The organism is Streptomyces sp. ISL-100 (assembly GCF_018614615.1).
Lineage (GTDB): Bacteria > Actinomycetota > Actinomycetes > Streptomycetales > Streptomycetaceae > Streptomyces.
Map to the genome: position 1 here is coordinate 93,782 of NZ_JAGGOK010000059.1, position 18,374 is coordinate 112,155.

Below are 18,374 nucleotides of genomic sequence, written 5' to 3' on the forward strand. Positions count from 1 at the left end.
CAGAGGGGAAAGCAGTACGAGAGGAAGCCACTGCCGGGAGTGGGGCTCACCAGAGAGGCAGGGCCCAACGACCGTGGAACGGGCGGGGCCTGGGATGCCTGGTTCTGGCAGAGCGTCCCGGTGGGCAGCGGGCGGAGATTGACCCTCGGCGGACGCGGCCGGGTGCGGCCACACGCGGTCAGAAGGGCAGCGGTAGCCGCTCGGTGTCCTCCAGCAGCTGATGCGTGCGCGCGGCCACGACACCGGCCTCGAAGCGGCTGCTCACTCCGAGCCGGCGCAGCAGCGCGGACACCATGCGACGCAGTGTGCGGGGAGAGACCCGCAGCTCACAGGCGATGTCGGGGTCCTGGCGGCCCTTCGCCCACAGCCTGAGGATCACCAACTGCTGCTCGCTCAGGGGGACCCTGCCCACACCGGCTGGGTCGCCGAGCGCCTTCGTCTCCCGGTGCGGTGTCTCCGCCGGCGGCTTGTACAGGTCGCGTGCGTCGTCCCAGCAGAACTCGAACATCCGGGCAAGGAGCTGTAGCAGAGCGGGCTGTCGCACCAGCAACGTCGTGTCCGGCGGGCAGACCAGTGCGGACGTCTCGTCCACCATGATCAGGCGAAACGGCAGCAGCGGCGCGACTCGGACGCGTACTCCGCGCCGCGCCAGCCGCTCCAGGTAGGAGACGGCCCGCTCACTGTGCAGCAGGGAACTCTGGTGGATCGTGCGGACTTCGATGCTGTTCTCGTGCCCGTACCGGTCCTCGCCCAGCCAGTCCGAGATCAGGTGACGGGCGACGACGGACGGCTGAATGACGCGGATCTGGTGTCGGGTCATCGCGGCCACGGAGTCCAGGAGGGCGCGTACCCGCCCCGGGTCGTCGATCTCCTCGACGCCCGTGACGGCCACGTCCTGAGTCCCGCGGTGGTGCAGGGCGAGGGCGGACAGCTGCAACTGCAGGGAGCGGGTGACCTCTCCGGCCTCCACCAATGCCCGCTGCTGCCTTCCCACCAGTTTCGACAGCGTTTCCAGAGAGGCGTTCTCTCCATTTATATTTGCCTGCAGGAGCACTTAATTAATCCTTTCCCCCGCATGTCCTTTTCCGGTCATGACCGTTGTCGGCCACTAAAGGGTCTACACGGTTCTGCTCTTATCTGGCAAGATCGGAACTGTTGTTGGCGAAAGTATTGATCCTGCTTTTCGGCATTACTGTACGTAGTTGCCGAGTGAGTGCGGCTCATCGCTCGGCGCCAACTCAGGTGTTCACGTCGAGCCCGCCTCGGCAGGAAGGAGAAGCGATACCGGTGAAGGACAAAGGCTCCGTCATGGACGACCGGCCCGCCGACCGCCTCGAGGGCGTCGCGGACACGGCCACCGGACCTCGTGCCCACGCCGTGGACGCGGAGCGGGACGCCCTGCGCTTCTGGCAGCAGATGGCGCTCGCCGCCGCTCCCGACGGCGCCCCCCGGCCCCAGCGGATATCCGTGCCCGCCGAACTGCGCGGTGCGCTTACCCTGTTCGAGGCGTCCGCCGAAGGGTCCCTCAACGGCGGCCCCTCCGTGCCGTCGGCCGGCGCCTTGTACCCGTACGAGCAATATGTGGTCACCGGCGGACCCGCGGGTCCGACGGTGTTCTCCGTGGACGTCACCCGGCGCAGCTGCCGTCTGCTGCACCGTGGCGAGCAGGTGGCCAAGGCGCTGGAGAGCGGTGGGCTTGCCCTCCCGGGGTCCGAAGCCTTCCTGGTGCTGATCGCGGTGCGCCCGTGGCTGTCCATACGCAAGTACGACGATCGGGGCTATCTCTACGCCCAGCTGGACGCCGCGCACCTGGGCACACACCTGCTGTGCCTGGCGGAGCGGAGCCACCGTCGGGCGGAGTGGCTGACCCGCGCGGCGACTGGGCCCCTCAGCGGCCTGCTGCGCCTCGGCGACAACCACGTCTTCCCGCACAGCGTTCTGCTGGCAGCCGACCCCGTCGTCAACTACGAGCGCTCCCTTGGCACGTGGACGTGTACGGACTGGCGGAGCGTGCCACCGGTACACCGTCTTGCGGACGGCTCCGAGGGACGATGTTGGCGGGGCTTGGTTCCCCACCTCCAGCAGCCCCCGGCCCAGTCCACCGCCCCTCGTCCCCGCCCCCTGCTGACCGGCCCGGACGGCGTGGACCCGGGTGTCCCCGCGCTCCACGCCGCGCTGGCGGACCTCACCGCCTGGCGGCGCTCGGCGAAGGACTTCGGCGACGCCGAACTGCCGGAGAACCGGGTGCGGGAGGCGCTGGCCGTCCTTGGCGCCCCGCTGACGACCGACCTGTTCCCGTCCGACGGCTTCGGTGCCACCCTTGTCGCTCGCCGGGTCACCGGGCTCGCCCCGGGCGCGTACCCGATCCGTGGCACCGGTGAGATCGCCGCCGAGCCCGCCGGAACCACCGCGGCGACCGGCGACGACATCGTGCGGATCTGCATGGGGCAGGAGCAACTGCGCCACACCTGCGCGGCCGTCGTCTTCCACGCCCGGCACCGGGACATCTTCCGGATCGGCATGCGCGGCGTCGACGAGGCCCTGCTGCGCGCCGGTACCCTGGCCCACCTCCTCTACCTCGGTGCCACTGGAACGGGCATCGCCGTCACCACCATCGGCGGTTTCGACGCCGGACACTGGCACTCCCTCGCGGGACTGGCGGACGAGGACGAGGTCCTCTACGTCGCGATGCTCGGCACCCCCGGTACCTCCGCGGTCAAGATCGACCGTCTTCAGCCCGCCCACGCCCACGGGCAGAGGTGATGTCCATGCTGATCGAGGTCATCACCCAGGCCCTGCGCGCCCACGGGGACGCCCCCGCCGTGGCCGACCGCCGCTCGGCGCTCGGCTACCGGGAGCTGGATGAGGCCAGTGGCCAACAGGCCCTCGTCGTACGGGAACTGCTGCCCGGCCGGGACCGGCCGCGCGTCGGCATCCGGGCCGGCAACTCCGTCGCCTACGTGGTGACGTATCTGGCCGCTCTCAAGGCCGGATGCGTACCGTTCCTCATCGACCGGGCCGCGGGCCCGCAGGAGACCCGGGTCGTTCAGGAGGACTGCGGGCTCGATCTGCTGGTCCACGAGGAGAGCACGCCGGTCCCGGAGCACGGCACCCGGTGCGGCACCCTCGGTCCCCTGCACGCCACCCGCTTCCCGGCCCGCGACGACCGTCCCGCCCTGCACGACGAGACGGAGGTCTGCCGCTTCACCTCCGGATCCACGGGCCGCCCGAACTGCATCGAGTTCCGCGGCCGGGCCGTGCACCGCGCCGCCGCCAACTGGGCCGAGGGCACCGGCCTTTGCGGCGACGACAGCATCCTGTGCTTCGCCTCGCTGTCCAACGGCCTTGCCTTCAACACCTCCCTGCTGTCGGCGTTCCTCGTCGGGGCGCGGCTGCACCTGGGCAGCGGACTGCCCACGGCCGGCGCGGTCTCCCGGATGCTGCGGAGCAGCGCCGCCACCCGGCTGGTCGGCTTCCCCGCGTTGTACGAGTCCCTGGTGCGGCGCCCCCTGTCACCCCAGGCACTGCCCGATCTGCGGATGGCGATCTCCTCTGCAGCGCCGCTGAGCCCGAAGATCAAGCAGCAGTTCGTGGACAGCACCGGCGTACCCCTGCAGAACTACTTCGGCATCGCCGAGGCCGGACCACTCACCTTCGCCACCGACCCGCTGACCGACCCCGGCTTGGGGCAGCCGCTTCCCGGCGTCGAGCTGCGGGCCGGCAGCACCGGGGAACCCGGCGTCGTCGAGGCCAGGAGCGAGTCCATGGGCACCCGCTACCTCAATGCCCCCGGAGCGCTGGAGAGCCGTATCGGCGAGGACGGCTTCTACCGCACGAGCGACACGGGGCACCTGTCCGACGGAAGCCTCGTACTGACCGGTCGCACCAGCCAGGTGATCAACGTCGGCGGCCGCAAGATCGACGCGGTCGAGGTCTCCGAAGCCCTCGCAGGGGCACCGGGAGTGAGGGACGCAATCGTCCTGGAGGTCGCCGACCGGCACGGGACCGCCGCCCTCGCCGCGGTCCTCGCCGCCGCCCCCGGCCTCGACCCGGCCGGGCCACGCCGGCACCTGGCCGAACGCCTGGCCCCGTACAAGATCCCCAGCCTCGTACGCATCGTGCCAAAGATCCCCCGCAGTTCCAGCGGCAAGCCCGCCACGGCGGCGCTGCGCCGCATGTTCGACGACACCGAGGACATCCAGTGACCACGCTCAAGGAGAACGCAGCCATGCCGGCCTCCCCGGACGACATCCGTTCGCGCATCGTGCGCATCGTGCTCAGCTCGGCAGAGGGCGACCTGGCCGAGCGGGACCTGGCAGCCGCGAACTGGTCGCTGCCCGAGGTGAGTTACTCGTCGCTGGCCTACATCCGCATGATTGACACGGTGGAGAACGAACTCGGGGTCTATCTCGACCCCGAGGAGGAGAGCGAGCGCTTCGAGACCATCGACAGCCTCGTCGAACTGATCAGTCAGCATCTGCGGGAGTCGGCCGATGCCTGAGCCCGCCATCGGCGTCTTCGGGGCGGGCCGCCTCGGCCGGGCGATCCACCGAACCGCCGAAGCGGAAGGGCACTCCGTCCACCTGTACGACCCGAGGCGCCCGGACCAGTGGGACTCGGTGCCAGTGCCCGACGTCCTCGTCGACTGCTCCGCACCCGCCGCCGTGGCACAGGCCGTCGACCTGAGCGGCCGCCTGGGGGTGCCCCTCGTCGAGTGCGTCTCCGGTCTCGACGACGACCAACTCCGGCTGCTCGACGCACACGCGGCCAAGGCCCCGGTCGTCCTCGCGCCCAACCTGTCGCTCGGCAATTACCTGCAGACCCGCGCCCTGCGGCAGGTCGCGGAGGTGGTCGCCACGATGGAACGGGCCGGCATCACCGGCGCCGTACCGGAAGCCGCCGTCCTGGAACGTCATCCCGCCACCAAGGCGCACCGGCCGAGCACGACGGCCTCCCGCCTCGCCCGGGAGTGGCTGCGGCACACCGGCCGGCCGGCCGCCGACATCGCCTCGCTGCGCTGCGGTCCGGCCGTCAGCGACCATGAGGTCCGGCTCGAATGGCCCGAGCAGGCACTGACCTTCACCCACGAGGTTCGCTCCGTCGACGCGGCCGCGGCCGGTGCCCTGGGAGCCGCGGGCTGGAGCGTGGGCCGCGCCCCCGGCACGTACTCGATCCACGAGGTGTTCGACGACCTGCTGGCCACGATGGCCGGCGCGGTGACCGACGGGCAGGAGGACGGACGATGACGCCAACCACCGCAGCCGCCGTGGAGGGCCGCAGCACCCTGCCGCGCGTACCCACCCGGCTGGCCGGGCAGATCGCCGCCGGGGCCCGCATGCTCTCCCTCGACGGGCATGACGACTTCAACCAGGGCCAGATATCGGCGCGGATGCCCAACTCCGACACCTTCTTCATCAAGAACGCCCTGTGCGGTTTCGACGAGGCGACCCCCGACCAGGTGGTGGCCGCGTCCATCGCCCCGGACGCGCCGGTCGACCCGCTCGCCCCGCCCGAACTCCCGCTGCACCAAGCGATCTACCGGGCTCGCCCGGACGTCAACGGCATCGTGCACAGCCACGCCCCGCACACCCTCGTCTTCGGCGCCACGGACCTTGAGTTGCGGCCCGTCTCGCACGACGGTGCGCACTTCACCGGCGCCCTCAGTTTGTTCACACAGACCAGCAACACGGTGCTCGACCAGGAGACCGGTGACGCCATCGCCGAGTCGCTCGGCGACGCGGAGGGCGTCCTGCTGCGCAACCACGGCGGGGTGATCGTCGGGAAGAGCGTGCGGCACGCCGCGGTCTTCGCGCAGGTCCTGGAGCGCGCCTGCCGACTGCAGCTGCTGGCGGAGCAGAGCGGCGCCCCCTACACCTGGGCCTCCGAAACAGACGTCGCCCTCAAACGGGACTTCATCTACGCGGACCTGTCCGTGCGCTCCTACTGGGACTACGCCGTCCGACGCGTCCGGTGCGTCTGGCCCGAAGCCACCACGTGGTGACCAAAGTGCCGCGCGACGACCTCCTCGTGGCGTGCGCGCCGACCGCTGCGGCGGTGCGGCACGCGCACCTGCTCAGCGCCGAGGAGTCGCTCCAGGCGGAGGCCTTCGCGCCGCGTCGGGCCCGGGAGTTCACCGCGGGCCGGGCCCTGCTGCGCTGGGCATTGGAGCGCAGCCTGGGGAGTTGGGTGCGGGCCACCCGGGTCGCCCGCACCGACCGTGGCAAACCCGTGCTGGAGGACCTGCCGTCCATCGGCATCAGCGTCTCCCACAGCGGCGAGACGGTCGCCGTCGCCGTCGCCGTGGGCCGCGCCGTGGGCGTCGACATCCAGGGGCCGACACCGCCCACCGCCGGCCTGCTGAACCGTTGTTGCTCGGTGGAGCAGCAGCGCGAGCTGGCGGTGCTCCCGCCCGAGCGGCAGGCGGCGGCGCTGGCCCGGCGCTGGACGATCCACGAGGCGTGTGCCAAAGCCACCGGGACAGGGCTGAAGCGCTGGCCCGAGACCTACCCCGGAGCGCTGCTGGCGGACGGCGGGACCTGGCGGGCTCTGCGGTGGCGGGTGCTGCAGCCCCTCCCCGCGTTCGCCCTGGCCGTCGCCTTCGACCAGCCGCACCGCCCGGCCGTGGTCCGCCTCGCCCTGATGGCCCCGGAAGCCGGGCCCCCGACCCCACCCCCGACCCTCGCACCAGAAAGAAGACCGGTGTCACGATGACAAGCCCTCCGTTCACCGAAGCCCCCTCGACGGGCAGGTCATGGAAGCAGGACGAGGAGGTCCGCGATCTGGTGGCGCTGGCCGGAGAGCTGGCCGAGAAGGAACTCGCTCCGAACGCCGACGACTTCGAGGCCCGCTCGGAGTTCCCGCGGGAGATCCTGCGGACCCTCGGCCGGGCCGGGCTGCTCAGCCTGCCGTACCCCACGGAGTATGGCGGCGGCGGGCAGAGCCATGAGGTCTACCTCACCGTGCTGGAGATCCTGGCCAAGCGGTGGCTGGCCGTCGCGCAGTCCGTCAACATCCACGCCCTGTCGTGCTACCCGCTGGCCACCTACGGCACCGACCGCCAGCGTGAGCAGTGGCTGCCCGGCATGCTCGGCGGCGAACAGCTCGGCGCCAACTGCATCTCGGAGGCCGAGGCGGGCTCCGACATCGCGGCCATCGCCTGCACGGCACGCCAGGCCTCCGAGGACGGCCGGTACACGGTCGACGGCATCAAGGCATGGACCAGCCACGCCGGGCAGGCCGACCACTACAACGTCTTCTGCCGCACCGGAGGCCCCGGCATCCGCGGGCTGTCCGTGCTCCTCGCCGACGCCGAAACCCCGGGGCTGCAGGTCCAGCGGCTTGAGAAGAAGATGGGTGTGCGTTCCTCGCCCACCGCGGCGGTGGTGCTGGACGGGGCCCAGGTCCCGGCCGAGCGGCTGATTGGCCGTCCGGGCAAGGGGTTCCTGATCGCGACCGGCCTGTTCGACCGGGGCCGCCTGGGCATCGCCGCCTGCGCGGTGGGCCTGGCCTCCGCAGCCCTGGACCACGCCGTCGCCTACACCAAGACCCGGCGGCAGTTCGGCCGTCCCGTGGCGGACTTCCAGGGCCTCGCCTTCATGCTCGCGGATATGTCCACGCAGGTCGACGCGGCCCGCGCCCTGGTGCGGGAAGCAGCCCGCACGCTGGACTCCGGCGCGAGCGCCTCGGCCGTGACTGCTGCGGCGGCCCGCGCCAAGCTCTTCGCCACCGAGACCGCCATGCGCGTCACCACGGACGCCGTACAGGCCCTGGGCGCCTATGGCTATGTCCAGGATCACCCGGTCGAACGCTGGATGCGCGAGGCGAAGCTGCTCCAGATCATCGAGGGCACCAACCAGATCCAACGCGTCGTCATCGCCCGCTCGCTGTAGAGCCATAGAGCCATAGAGCCATAGAGCTGGAGAGAGGAGCAGCGTGTCAGCTCAGAAGTCCACCGAGACGACCGAGAGCACGCATGTCGTCGACGTAGTCATCATCGGCAGCGGTCCGACGGGCGCGACCTACGCCCACCAGATCCACGAGGCGCACCCCTCAGCCGGCGTTCTGCTGGTCGAGGCGGGCCCCGTCCTGACGGATCCGCCGGGCCTGCACATGACCGCCATCACCGACGCCGAGGAGCGCGAGCGCGCCCGGGTCGCCGCGCAAGGTCCGTTTCGGCGCCCGTACGGAATCGCCACGGCGTCGGCCATCGCGCACAACCAGTTCTGGGAGGAGCGGGGGCGGGCCCTTGTCACCCGGCCGGGCATGTTCCCCGTCGGGTCGGGTGACCTGACCGGCGACGGGCTGCCCGCGGCCCAGCAGTCCTGCAACGTGGGCGGCATGGGGGCGCTCTGGTTCGGGGCCTCCCCCCGGCCGGGCGACGCCGAGCGCGTCGACTGCGTGGACCGGGACGAGCTCGACGAGGCGTACGCGGTCGCCGAGCGGCTTCTCCAGGTTTCGGGTACCCAGTTCTCCGACTCAGCCTTCGCCGCCCATATCGAACGGATCCTGGGCGAGGAGCTCGACGAGGGACGGGCGCCGGACCGGAGGGTGCGGGCCATGCCCATGGCCGCCGTCCGCACCGGGAACCAGGTGCGGCGCAGCGGTACGGACGTGATCCTGCGGGAGCTGCCGACGGGTCCCGGCGCGGGCGTCGAACTGCGCGCGGACACGCTGTGCGAGAAGGTGCTCGTGGAGGACGGGCGGGCCGTCGGAGTGGGGCTTCGCGACCGGGCCACGGGAGCCGTCAGCGTCGTACGCGCCGACTACATCGTCGTGGCGGGCGACCCGCTGCGCACCCCGCAGCTGCTCTTCGCCTCCGGTGTACGCCCCCGGGCCCTCGGCCGCTACCTCAACGAGCACCCGCAGGTCTCGGTCATCGCCGAGGTCCACGGCCTCGGCGGCCCCGAGGACGGGGAAGGCAGGAACGAGGTTCCGAGCGGGGTCACTTGGATCCCCTACGAGGGTGAGAGGTATCCGTTCCACTGCATGCTGACCCGGATCGACCCCGCCACGGTCGCGGACACCGCCGACGGCGGCCGGGCGGGCAGACCGTTGGTCTCGGTGCACCTGTTCACCTCACAGGAGCCGCGGGCCGACAACCGGCTGGAGTTCAGCGACACCGAGCGGGACTGGATCGGCATGCCCGCGATGACGATCCACCACACCCTCGACGACGGGGACCGCGCGATGCTCGCCGAGGCCGAGGCTGAGGCGCTGCGCCTGAGCAAGGTCCTCGGGGGCCCCGCCGACGGCGAGGCCCCCTGGATCCTCCCGTCGGGTAGCTCCCTGCACTACCAGGGGACCGTGCGCATGGGCGCCGTCGACGACGGCACCAGCGTCTGCGACCCCAGCAGCCGGGTGTGGGGGGTCGACAACCTCTACGTCGCGGGAAACGGCGTCATACCGACGCGGACGGCCTGCAACCCCACCCTCACCAGCGTCGCGCTGTCCGTCTTGGGGGCGCGCGACATCGCGCGCCGTATCCGGCGCGGCACGGCCGACGCGGCACCGGGGACACAGGTACCGGACGAAGGGAAGGACGCGTGATCCACACTCAGCTGGGCCGCACCGGTCTGCGCGTCAGCAGGCTGGCCCTCGGCACCGTCAACTTCGGCGGCCGGGTTGAGGAGCCGGAGGCGCACCACCTCATGGACCACGCCCTGGAGCGGGGCATCAACCTGATCGACACCGCCAACACGTACGGGTGGCGGGTCTACAAGGGCCACACAGAGGAGGTCATCGGCCGATGGCTCGACAAGGGCCCCGCCCGCCGTGACCAGGTTGTACTGGCCACCAAGGTGGGCGACCCGATGGGCGATGGCCTGAACGACCACGGTCTGTCGGCCCGCAACATCGTCGCGGCCTGCGAGGCGTCGCTCAGGCGTCTGGGCACGGACTGGATCGACGTGTACCAGATGCACCACATCGACCGCTCCGTGGCCTGGGACGAGGTCTGGCAGGCGATGGACCTCCTGGTCACCCAGGGCAAGGTGCGCTATGTCGGCTCGTCCAACTTCGCGGGCTGGGACATCGCCTCCGCTCAGGCGGCCGCGCAGCGCAGGAACACCCTGGGCCTGGTCTCGGAGCAGTGTGTCTACAACCTCGTCACCCGGTATCCGGAGCTCGAGGTCATGCCCGCGGCCCAGGCGCACGGACTCGGCCTGCTGGTCTGGTCACCGCTGCATGGCGGCCTGCTCGGCGGTGTGCTCCGCAAGAAGCGGACCAACTCCGCCGTCAAGTCGGCGCAAGGCCGTGCGGTGGCGGCCCTGGACGCACACCACGACACCATCGAGGCCTACGAGAAGCTCTGCGCCGATCACGGCCTGGACCCGGCGGTGGTCGGCATGGCCTGGACGCTGTCGCGCCCCGGTGTGACGGCCGCAGTGATCGGGCCTCGTACGGAGCAGCACATCGAGGGCGCACTAGAAGCCCTGAAGTGCGTCCTGCCCGAGTCCCTGCTGGACCGGCTCGACGAACTCTTCCCGCCGGTCGGTCGCGGTGGCTCCGCCCCCGACTGCTGGCTGACCTGACCTGACCTGACCTGACCTGAACTGAACTGAACTGAATTGAAAGGAAACGGCTGATGGCCGAGAACAGCTACACCGATCCGCGGATTGTCCCGCACGAGTCGGCGCAGGATCGCGAGGCGCGCGAGCGGCTGACCAAGCTGCTCGTCGAGTCACCGATCCCGCCGGAGTACCTGATCGACAACCTGTCGGTCTACATGCGGCGGCACCAGCTGGCCGACCTGCTGTCCATGGACGCGCTCTACCGCATGCTGCCCGAAGTCCCGGGAACCATCATGGAGTTCGGCGTCCTGCACGGTCGCCATCTGGCCACCCTGACAGCGCTGCGCAGCATCTACGAGCCGTACAACTCGCTGCGTCGCATCGTCGGCTTCGACACCTTCACTGGCTTCCCGGAGGACATCAAGGAGGTCGACAAGGTCAGCACCAGTGCCGTCCCGGGACGTTTCGCGACGCCCGACGGTGAGGTTGACCACCTGCGCGAGGTCCTGGCCGCCCACGAGGCCACCGAGCCCTTCGGGCACACCCAGCGCTCCTTCGTCGTCCAGGGCGACGTACGCGAGACCGTCCCGCGGTACCTGGAGGAGAACCCGGAGACGGTCATCGCGATGGCCTACTTCGACCTCGATCTGTACCAGCCGACGAAGGAGCTTCTGGAGGCGATCAAGCCGTACCTGACCAAGGGCAGCATTCTCGCCTTCGACGAGCTGGCCCATCCCAAGTGGCCCGGCGAGACCACTGCTCTGCGTGAGGTCTTCGGCCTCGACCACGCGCCCCTGCGCCAGCTCCCCGGCCGTGAGCCGCCGGTGATCTACATGAAGTGGGGTGAGTGACGGGAGGCAGGCTGGCGCGACCGGGTCTCGTCCCTTCCCTGTCGCGCCACCGACGCTCAGGGCCCGGCAGGCCCTAAGCGGCCTTGGTGCGGGGCCACTGCCGGAGCGCCGAGTGGACCGTTGCGATGGCCTTGCGCCAGGACTCGTCGATGTCGCGCGGATGCCCGAATCCGCCGACCGACTCGATGTTGATGAAGCCGTGGAACGTGCTGCGCATGAAGCGCACCGCGTCGGTGAGATCGGGCTCCTCCAGGTCGTAGGCGCGCAGCACCGCGTACGTCAGCTCAATGTTCTGGACGAACCCCTTCGCGTCGGCGATCTGCTCCAGATCCAGCCGCATCTGTGTCGCCGCGTACCGCCCCGGACAGCGCAGGGCGAAGTCACGGTAGGCGTCGGCGAAGGCCACCAGCGCGTCCTCGGCCGACCGGCCAGCGATGGCGGCGGCGAGTTCGGCGCTCATTTCTTCGGCTGCCAGCAGAGCCACCCGGGTCCGTACGTCCTGAAGGTTCTTGACGTGCGAGTACAAGCTGGCGTCCTTGACGCCGAACCTGCGGGCAAGGGCTGAGAGGGTGACCCCTTCGAAGCCGACCTCGTCGGCCAGGGCGGCAGCGGCCTGTGTGATCTTGTCGACGGTCAGGCCCGCGCGCGTCTTCATCCACTCTCCTAATAGGCCTAGCTTACTCCCTTGGACGATACGGCCTGCGCCGCGAAGCGCGCAGCTGCCCAGCACGCCATTGTGATGCCAGTCACCGATTCCAGTTGCGGTCGCCGAGCCGAAAGACGGACCCGCCGTGGTATTGCTGGGGGTTTGTCCGGCGCGGGTGGGTTGAGGCGCAGGTTGAGGTCGTTCATGCCAGCGATGTTTTTCTTGCCCGGGCACAGGACCTGGACGCCCTCCGGGTGGGCCTTGAAGTGCTCGGGCATGAGTTCGCAGACCCGGTTCACCACGCGTTGGGCGATGTCTTCGGCGACGGGGACGGGGCGGTTCCAGAACGCCTTGGGGTCGTCTTGCGGGAGTTCGCCGTGCAGGATGCGGTGGGCGTTCGTCACGATCGCGGCGCTGTCGTCGTGCTGCCGGAAGACTCGGCGTAGGCGGTGTAGATCTTCACCGCGAGGCCTGGGGTGATTCCCAAGTTCTGCAGGAACAGCATGATCTCGGCGATGGCCTTCTGTTCCTGCCAGGCAGCCGTGATTCGCCCGAGCCGGATTGCGCCGATGTTGTGCACGAACAAAGCAGACGGCCTGTTCGCAGGCGCCGGGTGGGATCGGAAGTGGTACGGAGGCGGGCGGCGGCCGGTGGGTCTCGGCGTCGTACATCCTCCGTCGTGCGCGCTACCGTCGGGCCGTGGCTGAGGGGTGGGACGAGTACGGGTTGCGGGCCGTGCGCGGCGCGCTCCACGCGGAGGCCTGGGTGGCGCTGCTTGCCGCGTTGCACCGTGGACCGTTCATGACATGGCGGAGCCCCGGTCAGATTCCGCTGACCGGGGCTCCTTCTCGCCTGCGATCAGGCGGAGCGCTCTTCCTTGGCCTCGTCGCTCTTGCGCGACGGCGTCATCCTAGGCCGGCGGGGCGAGGCCGTCGGCTCTCCGTCCTTGACGGCCGCCAGGGGCCTCCGAGCGTGCGGCACGAGCTGCACGACCTTCTCGGCGGCGTCACGGGCGAGATCGTCCAGGACCGACTTCCAGTTGATCCGGGAACGGCCCCGGTGGAGAGGGCCGTAGACCAGTTCGCTGATGAAGCACCGGTCGAACAGGATCCGCCCGGTCCCGGCGAGAGGTCGGCCACCAGCGTCCCCCTCCCGCGATCGGTACAAGGGAAGCAATCGAAACGGGCAGAGGGGTATTCCAGACGGAGGGGATCCGCCTGCCTTGGGACGGTGCACCGCACTGGCGCAGCATCACGCACGGTGACGAGAGCCCCGGCGTCGGACCAGCGACTGTCCGGCCCACCAGGCACGAGTTCGGGGGCGTCAGCGTCCAGCCGCCACGAGGGGGGCGAGCACAGACGCCGTGTCTCTGGTCGAGGCCGGAGTAGGAATCCCTGGCCTGAGCCAGGCGTCGACAGAACCCGGCGGCGGAGCTGATCAGTCGGCGCGGCGCGAACCTGCGGGCGGTGACCACGTCCCAGCGTGGCGGTCCGTACCGGCTACGGTGGGAGCGCCCTTGGGGGCGACTCCGCAGGGAGCGGGATCGGCCGCAGGAGGCACTGTGGAAGACCCACAACCCGCGTGGCACCTCTTCTTGTCGTTATCGGTGACCCCTCCGGTGACCCCTCCGGTGACCCCTCCGGTGACCCCTCCGGTGACCCCTCCGGTGACCCCTCCGGTGGCCAGCCGGTGGCCGGACGCCTTTGGACGACGCAATATGAGGAAGCATAGGCCGGACGCCTTTGGACGACGCAATATGAGGAAGCATAGACCAACCAGTCGCACGTGCTCTGATCAGGCAAAACGTCACTCAGCAGCACGAGCAGGCACCACGCAACATGATTGCTCATGGTCTCGTAATGCGTAGGTCTCGGGTTCGAATCCCGAAGGCGGCTCTAAGGTAAACCCCCAGGTCGGGCCTCTGACCTGGGGTTTCTTGTTTCGGGTGACCTTGAATTCCGGGTAAATCGGGCATGTGCGGTCTACGCATCGCAATGCGTAGGTCGCAGGTTTACTCGCAGTCGCCGATGGGTGGTCGCAAGGCTGTGACCTGCTGTTTTGATCGGCCGAGCTGCGGAATTCGTCTGGTGCGTGATGCCTCCGGTGGACAGCCGGTGGACAGCTGTGCGTGATGAAACGTCAGAATTCTTGCGGGGCGTCCGAGTCCTGGGGCCAGTTGGGTTGTCCGTGACCTGGGCTTGGCGATCTCGGGCTTGTGCCGTTCTGACAGCTGCCCGTGCCATACCCTCCCGCAGTAAAGTGCGCCGCCGGCCGAGCCGCGTCGTACGCGTCCGCCCGCCCCCTTGATCCCCATGGCTCTCCCTCGTCTGTCACGGCGGGCAGCCCATCGTCTGGGCACTCAGGCATGGCCCGCCGCCGCAGTTGCACTTGCCTCCGCCCGGCGGCTTCAGCCCGGGCGAAGTACCTGAGTAATCGAACGAATGATCCACTTTTAGCGAAGCGCGGATCTGGGCCCGTGGTGTGCCTGATACTGCATCAAATCGGTGTGCCTGTTGGGCCGGTGCGGCAGGCTAGGGGTGGAACAGCTCGGGAGAGCCAGTGCAGCTGACCTGTGCCAAAGTGACGAACTTCCGCGCGTTGCAGGACGTAGAGGTGAAGATCGACAAGAAGGCCACGCTCGTAGTGGGCCGGAACAACAGCGGCAAGACGTCCTTCGCCAACCTCTTCGACAAGTTCTTCGGCAGCGACGACACCAAGTTCGTCCTGGAGGACCTGTCCGTCAGCAGGATCAAGGAGATCAAGTCGGCCGTGGAGGCCTACCGCACGGCCCGGGCCGTTCCGGAGGACAGCAGCGAGACCCGCGAAGAGCAGTTGAAGGCAGCGGAAGAGCTCATCCCTGCCATCAGTCTGCAGGTCGTCATCGCCTACACCGTAGAGGACGACCTCGCTTTGCTGTCCGGGATCATCCTGGACCTAGGCGAGGACTGCCTGGAGGCCCGGCTCGAAGCAGTCCTAAGTGTGAAGCGGCCGCGCGACCTCCTCGAGCAGGCGGACGCTGCCCTGGCCCGGCAAGGCTCGGCCTTCGACTGGGGCAAGTTCCTCCGCAAGAACTTCTCCACGTTCTACGCCCCCTCCTACTGGGCGGTCTCCGCCCTGGACCCGAACGTCCGCCGGGAGATCACGCCCGCCGCGGCGCGCAGGGTGCTGTCAGTAAAGTCCATCCACGCCCAGCCCCGCATCGACGACGTCCCCGCAGACCGGGCCCGCACGCTGTCCAAAACCTTCGAGACCTTCTACAAGGCGAACAGCGCCGACGAGGAACGCAACCAGAACATCGAGAGCATCGAGCAGGCGCTGGCCGTCGCTTCGAAGAGCATCGACACCAACTACGACCAGTTGTTCCGCCCCATCCTCGACGAACTGCGCACCTTCGGCGTGGGCACTATCGCTCCGCTGCAAACGCCGGAGATCATCTCGCTGATCGAGTCCGGGGATATTCTCCACGGCAGCACCCGAATCCAGTACGCCTCGCCCGAGAGTGACCACCCGCTGCCCGAAGGCCACAACGGCCTCGGCTACAGCAAGCTCATCAGCACCGTGATCCAGGTCATCGGGTTCTACCACGCCTACCTGCGCTTGAAGCCCCGGCCGGCCCTGCAACTGCTCTTCATCGAGGAACCCGAAGCCCACCTGCACCCCCAGATGCAGGAAGTCTTCATCAGCAACATTAACCGCCTCTTGGAGAGGAAAGAGTGGGCCGTCCAGGCGGTCCTCACCACCCATTCCTCGCACATTGTCGCGAGCAGCGGTTTCAGTGCCGTGCGCTATTTCGACTGCAACGGCCCCAACCTCAAGGTCAAGGACCTCTCCGACTTCGAGCACACCACCAAGCAGCAGACCAACGGGAAGACGACCCTTCAGTTCCTCGCCCAGTACATGCACACGCACCGCTGCGACATGTTCTTCGCCGACCGCATCATCTTGATCGAGGGGACCGCTGAACGACTCCTCCTCCGCGCCATGATCAGCAAGTGTGCGCCGGAACTGGCAAACCAGTACATCTCGATCATTGAGGTCGGCGATGCATACGCCGCGCGGTTCAAGACGCTCCTGGAGTTCCTCGGCGTCCCGGCGCTGGTAATCACCGACCTCGACTCGGTCGACCCCGCCACCAAAACACGCTGCGCGCCCGACACCGGCGGCGCCCTCACCTCCAACGCCACTCTCAAGGATTGGGTGCCGCAGCTCAGTGAGGTCAAGACGCTCCTGCAGGCCCCAGCAGAGGCGAAAGTCTGCGGAAACGTACGCGTCGCCTACGAGGTGCCGGAAGCGGACGGGGGGCCGTGCGGGCGCAGCTTCGAGGACGCCATGATCATCGCCAACGCCGACATGTTCACCCGCAACCTGGACACACTGGCCCTCAAGAACGCCTTCACCAGCGAGGTTGGCACCACGCCGAGCCCCGAGGCCATCGCTACCGCCGCCTTCCCCATCGCCGAGCGACTGAGCCGCAAGAAAACCGACTTCGCGTTCGACATGCTCCTCACGGAGGGCTGGGCGGTCCCTCGCTATATCCGGGAAGGCCTGCAGTGGCTGACGAGGTAGAAGTCCGCGAAGGTATCCGCGCCGCCCTCGACGCCCGGAGCAACTTCCTCGTGGAAGCCGGGGCCGGCGCCGGCAAGACCACGGCCCTGGTGGAGGCCCTTTTCTACCTGCTCGACACCCGGCGGCCGGCCCTGGAGCAGGCCGGCAAGCAGATCGCCTGCATCACCTATACCAACGTGGCCAAGCACCAGATCAAGCAGCGCATCGCTGACGACCCCCTGGTGTACGTCGGCACGATCCACGAATTCCTGTGGAGCCTCATCCAAGACCATCAGCGCGAACTACTGGACGCCCTCATCGAGTACAACCGAGGCTTGCCGCGCCCCCAGGACATGGCGGAACTCGCTTCCGGCCTCCGGATCGAATACCACGACCGGGGCCGGCGCTTCGCCGACGGGAAAATCTCCCACGACGAGGTCCTCGCGCTCGCCTCCGCACTGATCGGCTCCCATTCCAAACTCGCGAGGATCATCGCCCACCGCTACCCGGTGGTCTTCGTCGACGAGTACCAGGACACCTTCCCCGCCACCGTCACCCTCCTCTTGGACCACATCGCCACGGCGACCGGACCTGCCTGCACCGTCGGCTTCTTCGGCGACTCCATGCAGAAGATCTACAACACCGGCGTCGGCGCCCTGAAGCGGGACGACCTGGTCACGCTCACCATGCATGGCAACCACCGCTGCGCGAAGCCGATCGTCGAGGTCCTGAACAAGATCCGACCAGACTTGATCCAGCAACCGGACACGGACAAGTCTGCCGGCGAGGTCCGCCTGATCCTCAAGTTGCCCGGCGCTGAGGACGAGAACCCGGTCCAGCGGGCCCGGACAGTACTCGACACCTGCGGCTGGCCTGCGACGGGGGTCAAGTACCTGAGCCTGACGCACCGCAGCATCGCAGCCGCTCATGGCTACCCCAACCTCCTCCAGCTTTACAGCAAACGAGGGAGCAACGGGAGGGACGACCTTCTGGAGGGAACTGAGCCTTACGCCCAGTTCATGAAGATCATCGAGGAGCTTTGCGCCGCCTACGAAGCCCAGGAGTACGCCCACCTCACCACCCTGCTCGGCACAGGGCCCCTCACCATCCGCAAGCACTCGGACAAAGCCAGGATCAACGGCATACTCCAGGAGATCACCGCAGTCCGGGCCACGGGCACCGTTGGCGACGTCCTCGACGCCGTTACCCGCGCCAAGCTGATCACTCCGCCGGGCAGGGTCAAATCCATCGAACGCACCATCGGCGCGGAGGACCTCGACGAACGTGCCCAAAGAGACGCCGACTTCGCGGCTGGCCTGCGCGCCATCAAATACCAGGAAGTCGTCCGTCTCACCCAGTACCGCAACGAGCTCACCCCCTTCTCCACCCAGCACGGCGTCAAGGGCGACGAGTTCGAGAACGTCGTGGTCATGATCGACGACAGCGCATGGAACCACTTCAACGTCGACCGCATGCTCACCGGAGACGACCACCGCAAGGAACGGGCCACCCGCTCCCGCAACCTCTTCTACGTCTGCTGTTCCCGGGCCATCAGGCGCCTCGCCGTCGTCTTCGTGACTCCGCTTAGCCCTCGTAGTGAAGCAGTGGCACGCGAATGGTTCAGCGGCGCCGCCGTTCACGACTAGGGACAGGTCCCTGAGCCTTTCAACATGGACACCGATCGGGTGACGGCAGTGGATGGGCGGAGACCCGCAGCGCATGAGGCTCCCGCCTTGAGGGAGCTGCTTGAAGTCTCAACCCGCCCGCGTAGGAGTCTGGTTGGTTCTTCTCCTGTCGCACTCGACCTGCGGCACGCCGAGTGAG

Annotated in this window: 17 protein-coding genes; 12 read left to right on the plus strand and 5 right to left on the minus strand. The window is 68.7% G+C overall.

What is annotated here, in order from left to right; all coding sequences use genetic code 11:
- Positions 1 to 178: 178 nt before the first annotated feature.
- A complete protein-coding gene (locus tag J7E89_RS26035; RefSeq protein ID WP_214976866.1) occupies positions 179 to 1,054 on the minus strand; it encodes a helix-turn-helix transcriptional regulator in 876 nt (291 codons plus the stop codon).
- A gap of 233 nt (positions 1,055 to 1,287) precedes the next feature.
- On the opposite strand from J7E89_RS26035, the gene J7E89_RS26040 reads away from it, so the two are divergent.
- From J7E89_RS26040 to J7E89_RS26085, 10 genes are read left to right on the plus strand one after another with little or no spacing between them, the layout of a single operon-like run.
- Positions 1,288 to 2,763, plus strand: coding sequence for a nitroreductase family protein (locus J7E89_RS26040; RefSeq protein ID WP_308315604.1), 1,476 nt, complete (start codon positions 1,288 to 1,290; stop codon positions 2,761 to 2,763).
- A 5-nt stretch (positions 2,764 to 2,768) separates the two neighbouring features.
- Positions 2,769 to 4,205: a class I adenylate-forming enzyme family protein gene (locus J7E89_RS26045; RefSeq protein ID WP_214976867.1), complete on the plus strand. Its 1,437-nt coding sequence runs from the start codon at positions 2,769 to 2,771 to the stop codon at positions 4,203 to 4,205.
- Positions 4,202 to 4,501 carry a hypothetical protein gene (locus tag J7E89_RS26050; RefSeq protein ID WP_308315605.1) on the plus strand — a complete coding sequence of 100 codons (300 nt, stop codon included), beginning with the start codon at positions 4,202 to 4,204 and terminating at the stop codon, positions 4,499 to 4,501. Before J7E89_RS26045 ends, J7E89_RS26050 begins: the two co-directional genes overlap by 4 nt.
- Entirely contained in the window at positions 4,494 to 5,246 is a 753-nt protein-coding gene (locus tag J7E89_RS26055; protein WP_214976868.1) for a dihydrodipicolinate reductase C-terminal domain-containing protein, read from the plus strand. Before J7E89_RS26050 ends, J7E89_RS26055 begins: the two co-directional genes overlap by 8 nt.
- Positions 5,243 to 6,001, plus strand: coding sequence for a class II aldolase/adducin family protein (locus tag J7E89_RS26060; protein WP_214976869.1), 759 nt, complete (start codon positions 5,243 to 5,245; stop codon positions 5,999 to 6,001). The genes J7E89_RS26055 and J7E89_RS26060 overlap by 4 nt, the downstream gene beginning before the upstream one ends.
- Positions 5,998 to 6,711, plus strand: a complete 714-nt coding sequence (locus J7E89_RS26065) for a 4'-phosphopantetheinyl transferase superfamily protein (protein ID WP_214976870.1) — start codon at positions 5,998 to 6,000, stop codon at positions 6,709 to 6,711. The genes J7E89_RS26060 and J7E89_RS26065 overlap by 4 nt, the downstream gene beginning before the upstream one ends.
- Positions 6,708 to 7,889 carry an acyl-CoA dehydrogenase family protein gene (locus J7E89_RS26070; RefSeq protein WP_214976871.1) on the plus strand — a complete coding sequence of 394 codons (1,182 nt, stop codon included), beginning with the start codon at positions 6,708 to 6,710 and terminating at the stop codon, positions 7,887 to 7,889. The genes J7E89_RS26065 and J7E89_RS26070 overlap by 4 nt, the downstream gene beginning before the upstream one ends.
- A 43-nt stretch (positions 7,890 to 7,932) precedes the next feature.
- Positions 7,933 to 9,546 carry a GMC oxidoreductase gene (locus tag J7E89_RS42095; RefSeq protein WP_214976872.1) on the plus strand — a complete coding sequence of 538 codons (1,614 nt, stop codon included), beginning with the start codon at positions 7,933 to 7,935 and terminating at the stop codon, positions 9,544 to 9,546.
- Positions 9,543 to 10,529 carry an aldo/keto reductase gene (locus J7E89_RS26080; RefSeq protein ID WP_214976873.1) on the plus strand — a complete coding sequence of 329 codons (987 nt, stop codon included), beginning with the start codon at positions 9,543 to 9,545 and terminating at the stop codon, positions 10,527 to 10,529. Before J7E89_RS42095 ends, J7E89_RS26080 begins: the two co-directional genes overlap by 4 nt.
- 53 nt (positions 10,530 to 10,582) lie before the next feature.
- Entirely contained in the window at positions 10,583 to 11,359 is a 777-nt protein-coding gene (locus J7E89_RS26085) for a class I SAM-dependent methyltransferase (protein WP_214976874.1), read from the plus strand.
- 73 nt (positions 11,360 to 11,432) lie between these two features.
- Here J7E89_RS26085 and J7E89_RS26090 read toward each other — a convergent pair whose 3' ends face one another.
- From J7E89_RS26090 to J7E89_RS41075, 4 genes are all read right to left on the minus strand, one after another.
- Positions 11,433 to 12,014, minus strand: a complete 582-nt coding sequence (locus J7E89_RS26090; protein WP_214976875.1) for a TetR/AcrR family transcriptional regulator — start codon at positions 12,012 to 12,014, stop codon at positions 11,433 to 11,435.
- A gap of 17 nt (positions 12,015 to 12,031) precedes the next feature.
- On the minus strand, positions 12,032 to 12,409 hold the full coding sequence (locus J7E89_RS26095; RefSeq protein ID WP_214976876.1) for a hypothetical protein: 378 nt from the start codon (positions 12,407 to 12,409) through the stop codon (positions 12,032 to 12,034).
- Positions 12,406 to 12,585, minus strand: a complete 180-nt coding sequence (locus J7E89_RS26100; RefSeq protein ID WP_214976877.1) for a helix-hairpin-helix domain-containing protein — start codon at positions 12,583 to 12,585, stop codon at positions 12,406 to 12,408. Before J7E89_RS26100 ends, J7E89_RS26095 begins: the two co-directional genes overlap by 4 nt.
- Before the next feature lie 278 nt (positions 12,586 to 12,863).
- Positions 12,864 to 13,172 carry a hypothetical protein gene (locus J7E89_RS41075; RefSeq protein ID WP_251061082.1) on the minus strand — a complete coding sequence of 103 codons (309 nt, stop codon included), beginning with the start codon at positions 13,170 to 13,172 and terminating at the stop codon, positions 12,864 to 12,866.
- A 1,392-nt stretch (positions 13,173 to 14,564) separates the two neighbouring features.
- On the opposite strand from J7E89_RS41075, the gene J7E89_RS26110 reads away from it, so the two are divergent.
- Positions 14,565 to 16,571, plus strand: coding sequence for an ATP-dependent endonuclease (locus J7E89_RS26110; protein WP_214976878.1), 2,007 nt, complete (start codon positions 14,565 to 14,567; stop codon positions 16,569 to 16,571).
- The gene (locus J7E89_RS26115; protein ID WP_308315606.1) at positions 16,556 to 18,196 is read left to right on the plus strand and encodes a UvrD-helicase domain-containing protein; all 1,641 of its coding nucleotides are present in this window, start codon (positions 16,556 to 16,558) and stop codon (positions 18,194 to 18,196) included. Before J7E89_RS26110 ends, J7E89_RS26115 begins: the two co-directional genes overlap by 16 nt.
- The last annotated feature ends 178 nt before the right edge of the window (positions 18,197 to 18,374 follow it).

What these genes read in the sequence shown, in the direction of transcription:
- J7E89_RS26060 (WP_214976869.1), top strand. Translation starts at nt 5,243, where the DNA reads ATGACGCCAACCACCGCAGCCGCCGTGGAGGGCCGCAGCACCCTGCCG.
- J7E89_RS26090 (WP_214976875.1), bottom strand. Translation starts at nt 12,014, where the DNA reads ATGAAGACGCGCGCGGGCCTGACCGTCGACAAGATCACACAGGCCGCT.
- J7E89_RS26085 (WP_214976874.1), top strand. Translation starts at nt 10,583, where the DNA reads ATGGCCGAGAACAGCTACACCGATCCGCGGATTGTCCCGCACGAGTCG.
- J7E89_RS26070 (WP_214976871.1), top strand. Translation starts at nt 6,708, where the DNA reads ATGACAAGCCCTCCGTTCACCGAAGCCCCCTCGACGGGCAGGTCATGG.
- J7E89_RS26045 (WP_214976867.1), top strand. Translation starts at nt 2,769, where the DNA reads ATGCTGATCGAGGTCATCACCCAGGCCCTGCGCGCCCACGGGGACGCC.
- J7E89_RS26055 (WP_214976868.1), top strand. Translation starts at nt 4,494, where the DNA reads ATGCCTGAGCCCGCCATCGGCGTCTTCGGGGCGGGCCGCCTCGGCCGG.